Here is a 15,099-nt window from a genome sequence, read left to right on the forward strand (position 1 = left end):
GACACCAGGGAACGCTCACTTCCATGACTACGAATACAGACGACGACAACATCGAGATCATCACCGAGCCGGACGGCGGCGTGGAGGACGATCAACGGTCCGTGACCGAGCTGGTGGAACAGCCGGCCAAGGTGATGCGGATCGGCACCATGATCAAGCAGCTGCTCGAAGAAGTCCGGGCCGCACCGCTGGACGACGCGAGCCGCAGCCGGTTGCGCGAGATCCACCAGACGTCCATTCGCGAGCTCGAAGACGGCCTGGCCCCCGAACTGCGCGAAGAACTCGAGCGCCTCGCACTGCCGTTCTCCGAAGACACGATTCCGTCGGATTCCGAATTGCGCATCGCTCAGGCGCAGCTGGTCGGCTGGCTGGAGGGTCTGTTCCACGGGATCCAGACCGCGCTGTTCGCCCAGCAGATGGCAGCGCGGGCGCAGCTGGAACACATGCGCCAGGGCGCGCTGCCACCCGGCATGGGACAACCTGGTCCGCCCGGAGTTCCCGGTCACGGCACCGGGCAGTACCTGTAACAAGAGATTCACGGTGACTGCCGACGATCCGTTCATCGAAACCCGGGACGCCTGGGTCGAGTTTCCGATCTTCGATGCGAAGACCCGCTCGCTGAAGAAGGCGTTCCTGGGGAAGGCGGGCGGCGCGATCGGCCGCAATACCGACAACGTCGTCGTCATCGAGGCGCTGCGGGACATCACGCTGTCGCTGAAGATGGGCGATCGGGTGGGCCTCGTCGGCCATAACGGCGCGGGCAAGTCGACGCTGCTGCGACTACTGTCCGGCATTTACGAGCCGACCCGCGGTTCGGCCACCGTGCGCGGGCGGGTGGCGCCGGTGTTCGACCTCGGCGTGGGGATGGATCCGGAGATCTCCGGCTACGAGAACATCATCATCCGCGGCCTTTTCCTGGGACAGACGCGAAAGCAGATGCTGGCCAAGGTCGACGAGATCGCCGAGTTCACCGAGCTCGGCGAGTACCTGTCGATGCCGCTGCGGACGTACTCCACCGGTATGCGGGTCCGCCTGGCGATGGGCGTGGTCACCAGTATCGACCCGGAGATCCTGCTGCTCGACGAGGGCATCGGGGCGGTGGATGCCGAGTTCCTGAAGAAGGCGCAGACACGTCTTCAGAGCCTGGTCGAGCGGTCCGGAATCCTGGTGTTCGCCAGCCATTCCAACGAGTTCCTGGCGCGGTTGTGCAAGAACGCGATGTGGATCGACCACGGCACCATCAAGATGACCGGCGGGATCGAAGAAGTGGTACGGGCCTACGAAGGCGAGGATGCCGCGCGGCATGTGCGGGAAGTGTTGGAAGAGCACAGGTCTGATTGGTCGGACGGGGTCGCCACCCCGTGACCGACATGGTGTGCGCCGTCGTCGTCACGCATCGCCGTCCCGATGAACTGGCCAAGTCCCTCGATGTGCTGAGCACACAGACCCGAATGCTCGACCACCTGATCGTCGTCGACAACGATTCCGACGAACGGGTGCGCGACCTGGTCGAAGGGCAGCCGGTGCCGTCGACGTATCTCGGCTCCCGCCGAAACCTGGGCGGTGCAGGGGGATTCGCGTTGGGAATGTTGCATGCGCTGACGCTTGGCGCGGACTGGGTCTGGCTGGCCGACGACGATGGGCGACCCAAGGACGCTTCGGTCCTGGCGACGCTGCTGGCGTGCGCGTCGCGCCATCAGCTGGCCGAGGTCTCCCCGATGGTGTGTGATATCGACGACCCCGACCGGCTGGCCTTCCCGCTTCGCCGTGGCCTGGTGTGGCGGCGGCGGGTGTCGGAACTGCTTGCGGAATCAGAACTTCCCGATCTGATGCCCGGCATCTCGCATCTGTTCAATGGCGCCCTGTTTCGCGCATCGACCATCGAAGCGGTGGGGGTGCCGGACCTACGGCTGTTCTTCCGAGGCGACGAGACCGAGATCCACCGGCGCCTGCTGCGCAGCGGATTACAGTTCGGGACCTGCTTGAATGCTGTCTATCTGCACCCGCAAGGCAGCGACGAGTTCAAGCCGATCCTCGGCGGTCGCATGCACACTCAATACCCCGACAATCCGACCAAGCGATACTTCACCTATCGCAATCGCGGCTACCTACAATCCCAGCCCGGTATGCGCAAGCTGGTGCCGCAAGAGTGGCTGCGATTCGGATGGTTCTTCTTGGTACAGCGCCGCGATCCCGCCGGCTTCGCCGAATGGATTCGATTGCGGCGCTTGGGCAGGCGGGAAAGGTTCAACCGATGACATTCACCGATGCCGCCGCTCAGTCGAAGACGTTCACCCGGGCGTGGGGCGACCTGCGCGACGGGTATCACAAGCGCGAACTGTGGCTGCACCTGGGCTGGCAGGACATCAAGCAGAAGTACCGCCGCTCGGTGCTCGGCCCGTTCTGGATCACCATCGCCACCGGGACCACCGCCGTCGCGATGGGTGGGCTGTACTCGCAGCTGTTCCACCTCCAGCTGTCCGAGCATCTGCCGTATGTGACGCTGGGGCTGATCATCTGGAACATGATCAACGCCGCGATTCTCGAGGGTGCCGATGTGTTCATCGCGAACGAGGGCTTGATCAAACAGCTTCCGACGCCGCTGAGCGTGCATGTCTACCGGTTGGTGTGGCGGCAGATGATTCTGTTCGGGCACAACATCGTGATCTACGTGATCATCGCGATCATCTTCCCGAAACCGTGGTCGTGGGCGGACTTGGCGGCCATCCCGGCGTTGTTGCTGATCATGCTCAACTGCGTGTGGGTGTCGTTCTGCTTCGGCATCCTGGCCACCCGCTACCGCGACATCGGACCGCTGCTGTTCTCGATCGTGCAGCTGCTGTTCTTCATGACGCCGATCATCTGGAACGACGACACGTTGCGACAGCAGGGTGCCGGCCAATGGGCGACGATCATCGAATTGAACCCGCTGCTGCACTATCTCGACATCCTGCGCGCTCCCCTGCTTGGCGCCGACCAGCACTGGCGGCATTGGGCGGTCGTGATCGGGCTGACGGTGATCGGTTGGCTGGTGGCCGCATTCGCGCTGCGGCAGTACCGAGCGCGCGTGCCGTACTGGGTCTAGGGTCTAGCCGGGTGACCGACCACGCACTGGAGTGGGCCCTGGAGCATGCCGACACCGGGCGGCACGGTCGATACACCGCGTGACCAGGGGTGACGCGTCCTGTCGGGGGGTTGATCTAGACTCGAACATATGTTCGATGAACAGATCGTGTCGCAGACCCCTGCCGAGCTGCTAGCCGCGATCGCCGAGTTCGACCGACGTGAAAAAGAAGCAGCGGCGCTGCAGTTGGTGCTGCTTGGAGAGTTGGTGCGGCGATGGTTCAACGACATATCGCTTGAGATTCAAGGCACTGCGCTGCCGGCATACTCGTCGTACGGACCGACGGCTGGACGCGATAGATGAGCGATGCAGCGGCGGTCGCGGTGGCCGCGATCGAGAGCGGTGCCCGCATGGCGGCCCAAGGTGAGGGGCGTCGGCTGGCGGGGATCGCGGACTTGGTGCGATTGCGCTGTTCTGGTGAGGAGCATGCGTGGTGGGCCTGTGATGACTGGGATGCGACGGCCGCTGAAATCTCGGCCATTCTCGGTGTGACGCACGGTCGGGCATCAGCGCACATGAATCTGGCGTTGTCGCTATGCGACCGGCTACCTCGAGTGAATGCGTTGTTGATGGCGGGATCGCTGAGTTACCGGGTGTGCGAGGCGATCGTGAGTCGCACCGACCTCATCGGTGACCTGGAGACATTGGCGTTGGTTGATGCTGCGATCGCCGAGCACGCAGTCTCCTGGGGTCCGATGTCGGCTCTGAAACTGCAGCGCGCCATTGATTTTTGGGTCGATCGCTATGACCCGGGTGCGCTGCGACAGGCCCAGTCCCGAGCCCGGGATCGTGAGATCGGCATCGGCAGCCCGGTGGGCGGAGTGGCCGAGATTTGGGGCCGGTTGCAGGCCGCTGATGCCGCGGTGCTGGACCGAAAGCTCACCCAGATGGCGCATTCGGTGTGTGAGGACGATCCGCGCACGATCGGGCAACGCCGCTCCGACGCCATGGGAGCCATCGCCGCTGGCTCGGATCATCTGGCATGCCTCTGCGGGAACTCTGAATGCCCCGCCGTCGGCGAGGACGCGCGGGCAGCCAATGTAGTCGTCCATGTGGTCGCTGACGCCGATATTCTCGACGCTGCAACGAATCCGGCGATGCACGGAGAGAAGCCCGACCCGCAACCGCAACCCGAGACGGAGCCAAAGAAGCCTGTCGCCGGTGGGGTGTTGACCGGCCACCGGGGCATCGTGCCGGCACCGTTGCTGGCCGAACTCATTCGCGCGGGCGCGAGGGTGCGGCCGCTCCGCCGCCCGGGTGCGGAGCCTGAACCGCAGTATCGGCCCTCGACGGCGTTGGATGAGTTCGTCCGGCTGCGCGATATGACGTGCCGGTTCCCGAACTGCGATATGCCGGCCGAGTATTGCGATGTGGACCATACGATCCCGTGGCCCTGGGGTCCCACCCATGCCTCGAACCTGGCTTGCAAATGTCGAAAGCACCACCTGCTCAAGACCTTCTGGGCCGGCTGGGGCGATGAACAGCATCCTGACGGCACCATCACCTGGACGTCGCCAACGGGTAGAACCTATCGCACTCAGCCCGGCAGCCGATTCTTCCTGCCGCAGTGGAATGTCACCACCGCCACCCTGCCCGCACCGGTCGGGCAACCTCCACCGACCATCGGCATCATGATGCCGACTCGGCGAAAAATCCGGGCCGCCCAACGCGCCTACCGCATCGCGGCAGAACGCAAACTCAACGACGCCCGCGTCGCCGAACGCAACAAACCGCCACCATTCTGATATGCGGCGGCGTCTGGAGTTGCCGCGTCGTCCTGCTTCTGCGAGCCTCGAAGGAGCATCGACGACAGCGGCGCCGTCCCGACCGTCCTGAAGAAGGCACCGCCATGACGTCGACACTGAACGCCCCCACTCATCCACGGTCGGATGCGTTGCTGCAGCGCGCACAACAAGTGATCCCCAATGGGATGTACGGTCACCAGAACGCGCGCGGATTATGGCCGGGTGCACCACAATTCGTCTCGCGAACGGCGGGGTCGCGGATCTGGGATGCCGACGGGCACGAGTACATCGACCTGCTCTGCTCGTGGGGACCGATCATTCACGGCTACCAACATCCGCGTATCGAAGAAGCCGTCAGCAGGCAGCGCCTGATCTGCGACACCGCCAACGGCCCTTCCGAACACTTCGTGGCCCTGGCCGAGAAACTCGTCGACGTGGTCGAGCATGCCGACTGGGCGATGTTCGCCAAGAACGGCTCCGACGTCACGACGCTGTGCCTGACGATCGCCCGGGCACATACCGGACGGTCGGTGATCCTGGTCGAGGAAGGTACCTATCACGGCGCCCTGCCGTGGTGTAACCCCGACAAGACGGGGGTGCTCCCGTCGGACCGCGCCGGCCTGGCGTACTACACCTACAACGACCTGGCCGGCGTCGAGAAACTGGTCGCCGAGCACGCTGGCAACGTGGCCGGCATCATCGTCGCACCGTTCCGACACGACCCGGCCGGCTCGGATCTGGAGATGGTGGATCCTGCGTTCGCGCAAGGCCTGCGACGAATCTGCGACGAACACGGCGCTGCCCTCATCCTCGACGAGGTCCGCACCGGATTCCGGATGTCGTTCGGTGGCAGCTGGGAACAGTACGGCGTGCGTCCCGACCTTTCCTCGTGGAGCAAGGCGATCGGCAACGGCTACCCGATCGCCGCGGTGCTGGGCTCCGAACCATTCCGGGAAGCGGCCGGATCCTTCTTTGTCACCGGCACTTTCTGGTTCTCGGCGGTGCCGATGGTGGCCGCGCTCACCTCGATCGAGCTACTCGAGGGACTCGAGGGAATCACCCACATGTTCGCGCGTGGCACCCAACTCGTGTCGGGCCTACGCGAGCAGGCCGCCTCCTACTCGCTCCCGGTGAACATCACCGGGCCGGTCACCATGCCTTACCTGTCGTTCGCCGGCGAGACCGACCATCAGCTCACGCTGGCCTGGGCAGCCGAGTGCGCTGCCCGCGGGGTCTTCGTGCATCCCAAGCACAACTGGTTCATGTCGACGGCCTTGACTCCCGCCGACATCGACACCGTGCTGATCGCCACTGAGGCCGCATTCAGCGAAGTAGCGAGGCAGTACTTCTAGCCGGGGTATGACCCGTGGTCAGGCTCCGGCCCGAAGACAAATCGCCTGCCGGACAGTTCATTTGGAGTTATGCGCACAAAGCGCAACTTCTCGGTGGCGACCCACGGCAACAGTTGCGCACGTTCGGCTTCGTGGATGTCATCGGACGCCGTCAACACCTGGGCGGTGCCGCGGATGATGACACTCCAACCCCCGACGACGTTATGGTCGTCGACTTCGAAGAGCACCTTGTCGTTCATCACCGTACCGAAGAGCTTGGTGCCCTCCGCCGTTCGGAAGAGGACCGTATGAGACTGTGTCACGAAGTTGACCGGGAAGATCTCGGGCTCACCGCCAACGTTCGTCACCAGCCGGCCCAGCGCGACACTCTTCAACAAATCCCAGCACTCGTTATCACTGAGGACCGTGATCGGCTCCTGTTCGCCTGTCATAGGCAGATCTTCCCTCGGCAAGAACTCGCGCGCATAGGGTCCAACGGCCCACGAGACGGGGCCGTTCAGTCAGTCAGCGTTGCCAGCTCGGCGCGTAGATTGCCCTGAGCGGGCGCTTCCCACTGGCGGCGGGCGTACGCGGTGCGGAACACTCCTGGCCCACCCAGCAGAGCGACCAACACCTGCACACGCCCGCGGCGGAACACCTCATCCGGCACGTGGCCGTACTCGGCGCGGATCGCGGCGGTATTGCGCTCGTAGTGCTCCCTCGACACAGCCAGCGCCGCCAGGTCCGCGTCGGAGAGAACCTCCCCGTTGTGGTCGCCCGGCGCGGGATCATGCGTGATCGTCATCCGTACCAACCGAGCCACCTCGTCGACCAGTTGCGGCTCGATCTCCAACCGCGACAGGTCCTGCTCGGCGCGGCGGGCACTGCGTTCCTCGTCGTCGGGAAGGCCGTGATACACCGCGTCGTGATACCAGGCCGCCAGGCGGACGGCGTCCGCGTCGTCGGCGAATTCGGCCAGCTCCTCGACGTGGTGGAGGATGCCGCGCAGATGCTCGACCGAGTGATAGCGGCGGTGCGGTTCAGACCAGGACGCGACCAGGTCGCGGCCGACCGCGGCCACCGCCGGGTTGTCGGTGTGCCGGGACATCAACGTCGCCCAGGCGTCAACCAGATCCTGCACATGACCATGGTGCACCGCGGTCTGACAGGTAGGCGAGCCGGGCTGATAAGTAAGCTTCCGGCGTGGCCGAATTAGCCCCGTCGAGTCCCCTGAGCCTCAAGACCCAGGTGGTGCGCTTCATCGTCACCGGCGGGCTGTCGGCGATCGTCGACTTCGGCCTCTATGTGCTGCTCTACAAGGTGGGCGGCGTCCAGGTCGACATCGCCAAGGCCATCAGCTTCGTCGTCGGCACCATCACCGCCTACCTGATCAACCGACGCTGGACGTTCCAGGCCCCGCCCAGCCGGTCCCGCTTCCTGGCCGTGATGGCGCTCTACGCGCTGACCTTCGCCGTACAGGTGGGGCTGAACCACTTCAGCCTCCACCTGATGCACTACCGCCCGTGGGCAGTGCCGGTCGCATTCGTCATTGCTCAGGGCACGGCGACGGTGATCAACTTCATCGTGCAGCGGGTGTGGATCTTTCGGCTGCGCTGATGGGGGTGAGGTCATGTACATCGCCGACTGGGAAGACGTGAAGGAAGGCCTCATCCTCGAGGGCCTGATGGATTTGATCTCCCTCGGTTGGGTGCATGGTGAGTTCTTCGGCCCGGACAGCACCCAAGCTCCGCCACCTGCGCACATTCAGAAGATGACCCTACGAATGATCCGGGAGTTGGTCAGCGAGGGTCTCTTCGTACTAGGCATCCCCAACCCCACCAAAGCCGATCCGGCCGGGTTCGATGAATGGGATGTGCCGCTCGACGAGGCGATGGCCAAGATCGATAAGACCTATGTCGACAACTACGACGACCGGCACAGTTGGGACTCGATGGTGTGGTTGACCCACACCGCAAAGGGCGAAAAGCTAGCGCTGGAAATCTACCGTCAGGACTATCCAGAAGGGCCAACCTGGCCGGGTTGGAAGCCACGATTTAACTGACTAAATGCGACCGCCACGGAGTGGCTGAGTTCTCTTATATCGGAACGTAGTTGGGCGCGTCGCTGAGTGACCGTGAACACGCTGTGCTCGATCAGCCGACCACAGCCAGCTTCCTGCGAACCAGCAACATACGTGCTGAACTGTGCCCACATCCGCAACCCAACAGCAGTGACGTATCCGGTGCTACGCACGGCCCATGCCTCCGGCTGTTCCGAGACGGTGAGGTTTCGGATCGTGATCCCGGAAGCACCCAAAGCGTTCAACGTGCAGGACGCATTCGCGGTCCCAAGCTCGCGAGGGACGATCCCGGTAAAGCCGAACGCAGCCAACGTGTCACAGCCTTGCCAGCCACCACGCGAGCGATGACCAGTGACCAGTACTCGCACCGGTTGAGCCACATTGACACCGGCAGATGCAATGAGCCAACCCGTCGGAACGGTCAGTGATTCGGCGCTAGCGGAAAGCACGTCGTGGACGGCGAGCGGCCGATAATCGGCCACCGCGCCGGCGATGATATCGCCGAGAGACATTGCAGCGGTTAGATGTTGGCGTTCATATAGCGACTGTTTCATGATCATCGCGCAATCTGTCCGCTTGGCGTCACGCCGCCCGCGATCAAGCCGCCAATGATTGCGATCCCTCCGAGTACGATGGCGCCACCGGTTTTGCCCGCTTCGGCGAGGTCATGTCCCAGCTCGGGGAGCAACGCTGGACCGGGTGAAGCGGGAGCGGGCGCCGGAACGTCCGGAACAGCGACGCCGGGCATGATGGCCGGGGGCTGGACTGGCGTGTAAAAGCCTGGCGTGGACGGGTTTTGCAGCCAGGGCGGCAAGCCGTTGGGTTCGAATATCCCGGTCGGCGGAAGCCCCACGGGTGCGTGGTTGGTCTGTGTTGGCGGAAGTGGCAGCGGTGCCGGATGCCCGGTCGGCGGAAGCTCGGGCGGGACTCCAATTGAGGGGAAGTAGGGCTTGTACGGCGTGTGGACCTTCTTGTACTCACCGTCCGGATACCAGACGTCGATGGTGTCGCCCCACCCTTTGCCGCTTTGGTGCCAGCCGATCTTGGTTCCATCAGGAAGCCTCCGAACGGGACCTTCGAAGGTGGAACTCCCTTGCGTATCGGTGGCGTTGCGGGTTAGGTATTCCCACAGCTGTCGCATCGATCCCTCGTCCCAGACTTCCTTAACTTCTGGGTTGGTGCCAACCCCGTTCGGCCCCCGCTTGCCACCGTTCTGTAGCGGGTCAAGAGCCCGTTTGACATCGTCGGCATTGTTGACGGGCGGCATGGGTCCGGGCGGCGGGTCTGGTGGCGGCGGTTGGGGTGGCGCCTCCTTGATGGTGTGGTAATCGACGGCTTGAATTGTTGGTTTGCCCTCGGCGCCATCACTTTCGGGGAAACGAACGGCGTCCACGCCCGCCGCCGCGGTGGTGATCTTGGCGGCAATCTGCTGGTCGGTGGCGATCAACTCTGCCACTCGGGCACGAATGTCGGCTGCCAATGACTGCGCCTGCGCTTGCCGGGTGGCCATCATCGCAGCGCTAACCCGCTGACGGTCGGTGACCGAAAAGTCTTCTCCGACAGAGAATCCCGCATTTTCCGCGGCGCTGACGGCAGCGAGCGCATTCCGCTTGGCGGCTTGAATCTCGGTTGCGCCCTTGCAGGCAATCGCCGAAGCTTGGTGGAGCTGGTCGGCCACACCAATGACTATGAGCCGATCGGAATATGCCCGGTGCTGGGCGGCCTCTGCGGCTTCCCCTTCCCACAGCGACCCCCCGGGCAAGACATCTGGGTGCCGACATGAGTGAACGCGTCCTCCCACACCGTGGCGGTGTTCGTCCATTGGGTGGCCGCCGTCGTCAGGTGCTCGCTGTCCCAGGCCTGCACCTGCGACAAGGTTGGAGCTGACAGGACGGCGGGCACTTACACCTCCGTGGCCAGTCCGCGTAGCTGCGTCGCAGAGTTCGCTTCATGCACCGCGTATTCGGCGCTCGCCGCCGTCAGCTTCGCAGCCGTCGACTGCATGCGAGCTATCAGGGTCTGGGCCGCCACGCTCACGCCGGCGTACACAACACCGACTGCCGCCGCTGAGGGTTGTCCCGACGCACCCGACGGGGGCGGTACCGCTGTCGCTGCGACCTCAGCGGCCCGCGACTGGCAAGCAGCCGCGAGTGCCCGCAAACCAGCGGTGTTAACGTCCAGCAAACCCACATCGGCAGTCTAGGACCTTTCCGCATTCCGCGTATTCGGGTGACTTGCTCCACTGCTACGGCCGAGTAGTCTCGCGATATTGACCATAGAGCGGGGCGACTGCATGGACGATTCCGACTACGACGATGTACGGGAGAGGCTCGTCATCGAGGGGCTGATGGACGCTATTTCCGTCGGGGAAATACACTCCGCGTTCTTGTTCGACAACCATGAGCCCAAGCGATCGGTGTCGGAAGCGCAGCAACTGACGTTGCGCATGATTCGGGACCTGGTCGGCGAGGGCCTGTTCGTCTTGGGGGTGCCCACCCGCCATGGATCCTTCAACGCCTGGGATGTCCCCTTGGACGAGGCCATGGCCCAGATCGAAGCGGCTTACATCGACAACTTCGACGACCGGTGGGGTTGGGTCTGCGCCGCCTGGCTAGACCAGACCGACAAAGGAAAAGAGCTGGCACTGCAGCTGTACTACGCCGACGAACCCGACGACACCGACACCCAGGCCAACCCAGGCTGATCTGAGGGCCTGCCCGCATTCAACTGGCCCGACGCCACCGCACGGTAACCTTTGGCACTGACATGGCTACCGAACTCCCCCTGACCCCGCGTTCCCTGACCGGGTTCGGCCGCACCGCGCCGAGCGTGGCGCAGGTGCTGTCGACTCCCGATGTCGAGGTGATCGCCGCCGCCGTCCGGCAGGTGGCCGACGCGGACGCGAACAGTCCCTCATACCTGCGCCGGGGCATCCTGGCCCGCGGATTGGGGCGCTCCTATGGGGATCAGGCCGGCAACGGCGGCGGCATCGTCGTCGACATGACGCGCCTGCACCGCATCCACTCGATATCGGCCGAAACTGCCATCGCCTACGTCGACGCCGGCGTGAGCCTCGATCAATTGATGAAGGCGGCGCTGCCGTTCGGCCTGTGGGTCCCCGTCCTGCCCGGCACCAGGCAGGTCACCGTCGGCGGTGCCATCGGATCGGACATCCACGGCAAGAACCACCACAGCGCCGGCAGCTTCGGCAACCATGTGCTATCGCTCGACCTGCTGATGGCCGACGGCGAAGTCCGCACGCTGACCCCCGATGGACCCGAGAGCGAACTGTTCTGGGCGACCGTCGGTGGAAACGGCTTGACCGGCATCGTGATCCGCGCCCGCATCGCGATGACCCGCACCGAGACCGCGTATTTCATCGCCGACGGCATCGCCACCGCCGACCTGGACGAGACCGTCGCTGTCCACCAGGACGGCAGCGAGGACAACTACACCTACAGCAGCGCCTGGTTCGACCTGATCAACCCGCCGCCGAAGTTGGGTCGCGCGGCGGTCAGTCGCGGCAGCCTGGCAAAACTGGACCAACTGCCGCCCAAGCTGGCGAAAGACCCCCTGCAGTTCAGCGCGCCCAAGCTGCCCGCAGTGCCAAACCTGTTCCCCGTCAGCGTCATGAACAAGCTGTCACTGAGTCTCGTCGGCGAGGCGTTCTACCGAGTCAGCGGCAACTACCAGAACAAGATCGTCAACCTGACGCAGTTCTACCACATGCTCGATATCACGACTGGCTGGCAATATGCCTACGGCCCAACCGGTTTCGCGCAGCACCAGTTCCTCGTACCACCCGATGCCCTGGACGAATTCAAAGACATCATTCGGTGGATCCAGACCCAGGGTCACTATTCGGCGCTGAACGTTTTCAAGCTGTTCGGCCCGGGAAACCCTGCCCCACTGAGCTTCCCGATGGCCGGTTGGAACGTCGCGATGGACTTCCCCAACAACGCCGGCGTCAACGAGTTCCTCAACGAACTCGACGACCGCGTCATGAAATTCGGTGGGCGGGTCTACACCGCCAAGGACTCTCGGGTGAGCGCCGAGAAGTTCCACAGAATGTATCCGCGGGTCGATGAGTGGATTGCTGTGCGCCGCAAGGCCGATCCCAACGGTGTGTTTGCCTCCGACATGGCCCGCCGACTCGAACTGCTGTAGAAAGGCATCCCCACACACATGATCGACGCCACGGGTAACCCACAGACCATCCTGCTGCTGGGCGGAACCTCTGAGATCGGCCTGGCCATCGTGGCGCGCTATCTGCGCAACGCCAAGGCCCGCGTCATTCTGGCCGATCTGCCGAACGCACCCAAGCGTGACGCTGCCATCGCCCAGCTGGAGGCCGCAGGCGCGAAGTCGGTGGAATACCTCGACTTCGACGCCCTCGATACCGCAAGCCACCCCGGCGTCATCGAAAAAGCCTGGGCCAATGGCGATGTCGACGTAGCGATCGTCGCATTCGGCATCCTCGGCGATGCCGAGGAACTGTGGCAGAACCAGGCCAAGGCCGTGTTGAGCGCCCAGATCAACTACACCGCCGCCGTTTCGGTGGGCGTGCTGATCGGCGAGAAGATGCGCGCGCAGGGATTCGGCCAGATCATCGCCATGTCGTCGGTGGCCGGTGAACGGGTGCGCCGCAACAACTTCGTCTACGGCTCCACCAAGGCCGGCCTGGACGGCTTCTACCTGGGCCTCGGAGAGGCCCTGCGCGAGTATGGAGTTCATGTGCTGGTCATCCGGCCCGGCCAGGTACGCACCACCACCACGCTGGAGCACTGGAAGGCGACCGGCGCGAAGGAAGCCCCCTTCACCGTGAACGCCGAAGACGTCGCCGAGCTGGCCGTCACGTCCGCGGCCAAGGGCAAGGACCTCGTGTGGGCGCCCGGGCAGGTACGCGTGCTGATGTCGGTGCTGCGGCACATCCCGCGGCCCATCTTCCGCAAGCTGCCGATCTAAACGCCTCATGGTCAAGGGCGCGCTGGCCACTGCGGGTCAGATGATCGCGGCAGTCGCTGTGGCCGTTGTGGTTTCGGTCATCGCGCTGATCGCGATATCTCGGGTCCAATGGCCGGCGTTCCCGTCGTCCAACCAGCTGCACGCATTGACCACCGTCGGTCAGGTCGGCTGCCTGGTCTTGTTGCTGGGAACCGGATTCCTCTGGCGCAAGGGATACCAATGGGCAGCGCGCATTGCCGCCGCGGTGTTCCTGTCGGCGTTCACGGTGGTCACCCTCGGGATGCCGCTGGGCGCGAGCCGGCTCTACCTCTTCGGCATTTCGGTCGATCAGCAATTCCGCACCGAATACCTCACCCGCTTGGCCCAGAGCCCGGCCCTGCACGACATGACCTACATCGGTCTGCCGCCGTTCTACCCCGCCGGCTGGTTCTGGATCGGCGGGCGGGCCGCCGCGCTCACCGGAACACCCGCGTGGGAGATGTTCAAGCCCTGGGCCATAACCTCCATCGCGGTCGCCGTCGTGCTGGCAATGGTGCTGTGGTCGGCGCTCATCAGGTTCGAGTACGCCCTGATCGTCACTGTCGCCACCACCGCGGTCACCCTCGCGTACAGCTCGCCGGAGCCCTACGCCGCCACCATCACCGTCCTCATCCCGCCCGTCTTCGTGCTGGCGTGGTCGGGACTGCGCGGCAAGACCAGGGGTGGCGGCTGGGCGGCCGTCGCCGGCGTCGGGCTCTTCCTCGGCGTCTCCGCCACCTTCTACACCCTGCTGTTCGGCTACGCGGCCTTCACCGTCGGCGTGATGGGCATCATCGTCGCGATCGCGCGGCGCAGCGTCGAACCGCTCCTGCGCCTGGTGGTCGCCGCCGTCATCACGGCGGCCATCGGGTTGATCACCTGGCTGCCGTTCCTGCGCCACGCCGCCCGTCACCCGATGAGCGACACCGGCAGCGCCCAGCACTACCTGCCCGCGGACGGCGCGGTCCTGACGTTCCCGATGCTGCAGTTCTCGTTGCTCGGCGCGCTGTGCATGCTGGGCACGCTGTGGCTGGTGTGGCGGGCAAGCACGTCCACACGCGCCGCCGCGCTCGGCATCGGCGTGCTGACCGTCTACGCCTGGTCGGCGCTGTCCATGCTGACCACCCTGCTCGGCACCACACTTCTGTCCTTCCGGCTACAGCCCACGCTGACCGTGCTGCTGTCGGCGGCCGGGGTGTTCGGGTTCATCGAGGTGACACTCGCGATCGCGGCACGCGCCAACCGCAAGGTCATTCCAGTTGGCGCCGCGATCGGACTGATCGGCGCCATCGGCTTCAGCCAGGACATCCCCGACGTGCTGCGGCCCGACCTGACCGTCGCCTACACCGACACCGACGGCTACGGCCAGCGTGGCGACCGCCGGCCGCCGGGGGCCGAGAAGTACTACCCCGAGGTCGACGCCGCGATCCAGACGGCCACCGGCCGTCCCCGTGAAGACACCGTCGTGCTGACCGCCGACTACAGCTTCCTGTCGTATTACCCGTACTACGGTTTCCAGGGCCTGACCTCCCATTACGCGAACCCGCTCGCCGAGTTCGACAAGCGCGCCGCCGCCATCGAATCCTGGGCCGGGCTGAAGAACGCCGACCAGCTGGTCCATGCGCTGGACTCGCTGCCCTGGCCGGCGCCGACCGTCTTCCTCATGCGTCGCGGCGCCAATGACACCTACACCCTGCGCCTGGCCCAGGACGTCTACCCCAACCAGCCCAACGTGCGCCGCTACACCGTCGACTTCGACGGCAAGCTGTTCAGCGGACCGCACTTCACAGTCAAGACGATCGGGCCGTTCGTGCTTGCCATCCGGAATCCGTAGCG

17 protein-coding genes are annotated in these 15,099 nt (G+C 64.6%); 13 read left to right on the forward strand and 4 right to left on the reverse strand.

The genetic code is table 11. The annotated features are described in order from the left end of the window. Nucleotides 1-23 precede the first annotated feature (23 nt). From HPC46_RS15485 to HPC46_RS15515, 7 genes are all read left to right on the forward strand, one after another. Nucleotides 24-527, forward strand: a complete 504-nt coding sequence (locus tag HPC46_RS15485; protein ID WP_036422183.1) for a bacterial proteasome activator family protein — start codon at nucleotides 24-26, stop codon at nucleotides 525-527. Between the two features lie 13 nt (nucleotides 528-540). Then, complete coding sequence (gene wzt / locus HPC46_RS15490) at nucleotides 541-1,365, forward strand: galactan export ABC transporter ATP-binding subunit Wzt/RfbE (protein WP_179471325.1); 825 nt, start codon at nucleotides 541-543, stop codon at nucleotides 1,363-1,365. Further along, nucleotides 1,362-2,258 carry a galactofuranosyltransferase GlfT1 gene (glfT1, locus tag HPC46_RS15495; protein ID WP_179471327.1) on the forward strand — a complete coding sequence of 299 codons (897 nt, stop codon included), beginning with the start codon at nucleotides 1,362-1,364 and terminating at the stop codon, nucleotides 2,256-2,258. The genes wzt and glfT1 overlap by 4 nt, the downstream gene beginning before the upstream one ends. Next, nucleotides 2,255-3,085, forward strand: a complete 831-nt coding sequence (gene wzm / locus HPC46_RS15500) for a galactan export ABC transporter permease subunit Wzm/RfbD (RefSeq protein WP_179471329.1) — start codon at nucleotides 2,255-2,257, stop codon at nucleotides 3,083-3,085. The genes glfT1 and wzm overlap by 4 nt, the downstream gene beginning before the upstream one ends. 129 nt (nucleotides 3,086-3,214) lie before the next feature. Continuing rightward, on the forward strand, nucleotides 3,215-3,427 hold the full coding sequence (locus HPC46_RS15505) for a hypothetical protein (protein WP_179471331.1): 213 nt from the start codon (nucleotides 3,215-3,217) through the stop codon (nucleotides 3,425-3,427). After that, nucleotides 3,424-4,869, forward strand: a complete 1,446-nt coding sequence (locus HPC46_RS15510) for an HNH endonuclease signature motif containing protein (RefSeq protein WP_179471333.1) — start codon at nucleotides 3,424-3,426, stop codon at nucleotides 4,867-4,869. Before HPC46_RS15505 ends, HPC46_RS15510 begins: the two co-directional genes overlap by 4 nt. 104 nt (nucleotides 4,870-4,973) lie before the next feature. Continuing rightward, complete coding sequence (locus HPC46_RS15515; RefSeq protein WP_179471335.1) at nucleotides 4,974-6,221, forward strand: aminotransferase class III-fold pyridoxal phosphate-dependent enzyme; 1,248 nt, start codon at nucleotides 4,974-4,976, stop codon at nucleotides 6,219-6,221. Here HPC46_RS15515 and HPC46_RS15520 read toward each other — a convergent pair. Together HPC46_RS15520 and HPC46_RS15525 are read right to left on the reverse strand one after the other, a co-directional pair. Next, entirely contained in the window at nucleotides 6,218-6,652 is a 435-nt protein-coding gene (locus tag HPC46_RS15520; RefSeq protein ID WP_179471337.1) for a pyridoxamine 5'-phosphate oxidase family protein, read from the reverse strand. The two genes, HPC46_RS15515 and HPC46_RS15520, sit on opposite strands and share 4 nt — an antisense overlap. 65 nt (nucleotides 6,653-6,717) lie before the next feature. Continuing rightward, nucleotides 6,718-7,341, reverse strand: a complete 624-nt coding sequence (locus tag HPC46_RS15525; protein WP_179471339.1) for an HD domain-containing protein — start codon at nucleotides 7,339-7,341, stop codon at nucleotides 6,718-6,720. A gap of 110 nt (nucleotides 7,342-7,451) precedes the next feature. On the opposite strand from HPC46_RS15525, the gene HPC46_RS15530 reads away from it, so the two are divergent. Continuing rightward, on the forward strand, nucleotides 7,452-7,817 hold the full coding sequence (locus HPC46_RS15530) for a GtrA family protein (RefSeq protein WP_179471426.1): 366 nt from the start codon (nucleotides 7,452-7,454) through the stop codon (nucleotides 7,815-7,817). Nucleotides 7,818-7,830: 13 nt separating this feature from the next. Then, nucleotides 7,831-8,262 carry a hypothetical protein gene (locus tag HPC46_RS15535; protein WP_179471341.1) on the forward strand — a complete coding sequence of 144 codons (432 nt, stop codon included), beginning with the start codon at nucleotides 7,831-7,833 and terminating at the stop codon, nucleotides 8,260-8,262. On the opposite strand, the gene HPC46_RS15540 is transcribed toward HPC46_RS15535, so the two are convergent. Together HPC46_RS15540 and HPC46_RS15545 are read right to left on the reverse strand one after the other, a co-directional pair. Next, nucleotides 8,214-8,840: a hypothetical protein gene (locus HPC46_RS15540; protein ID WP_179471343.1), complete on the reverse strand. Its 627-nt coding sequence runs from the start codon at nucleotides 8,838-8,840 to the stop codon at nucleotides 8,214-8,216. The two genes, HPC46_RS15535 and HPC46_RS15540, sit on opposite strands and share 49 nt — an antisense overlap. Continuing rightward, the gene (locus HPC46_RS15545) at nucleotides 8,837-9,958 is read right to left on the reverse strand and encodes a hypothetical protein (RefSeq protein WP_179471345.1); all 1,122 of its coding nucleotides are present in this window, start codon (nucleotides 9,956-9,958) and stop codon (nucleotides 8,837-8,839) included. Before HPC46_RS15545 ends, HPC46_RS15540 begins: the two co-directional genes overlap by 4 nt. Before the next feature lie 615 nt (nucleotides 9,959-10,573). On the opposite strand from HPC46_RS15545, the gene HPC46_RS15550 reads away from it, so the two are divergent. The 4 genes from HPC46_RS15550 to HPC46_RS15565 all read left to right on the forward strand — a co-directional run bounded on the left by HPC46_RS15550 (nucleotide 10,574) and on the right by HPC46_RS15565 (nucleotide 15,097). Continuing rightward, complete coding sequence (locus HPC46_RS15550; RefSeq protein WP_179471347.1) at nucleotides 10,574-10,984, forward strand: hypothetical protein; 411 nt, start codon at nucleotides 10,574-10,576, stop codon at nucleotides 10,982-10,984. 62 nt (nucleotides 10,985-11,046) lie between these two features. Further along, complete coding sequence (locus HPC46_RS15555) at nucleotides 11,047-12,447, forward strand: decaprenylphosphoryl-beta-D-ribose oxidase (RefSeq protein WP_179471349.1); 1,401 nt, start codon at nucleotides 11,047-11,049, stop codon at nucleotides 12,445-12,447. Nucleotides 12,448-12,465: 18 nt separating this feature from the next. Then, a complete protein-coding gene (locus HPC46_RS15560; protein WP_179471351.1) occupies nucleotides 12,466-13,245 on the forward strand; it encodes a decaprenylphospho-beta-D-erythro-pentofuranosid-2-ulose 2-reductase in 780 nt (259 codons plus the stop codon). Between the two features lie 7 nt (nucleotides 13,246-13,252). Next, nucleotides 13,253-15,097 carry a galactan 5-O-arabinofuranosyltransferase gene (locus tag HPC46_RS15565; RefSeq protein WP_179471353.1) on the forward strand — a complete coding sequence of 615 codons (1,845 nt, stop codon included), beginning with the start codon at nucleotides 13,253-13,255 and terminating at the stop codon, nucleotides 15,095-15,097. Nucleotides 15,098-15,099: the final 2 nt, after the last annotated feature.

Source organism: Mycolicibacterium vinylchloridicum (assembly GCF_013404075.1).
Lineage (GTDB): Bacteria > Actinomycetota > Actinomycetes > Mycobacteriales > Mycobacteriaceae > Mycobacterium > Mycobacterium vinylchloridicum.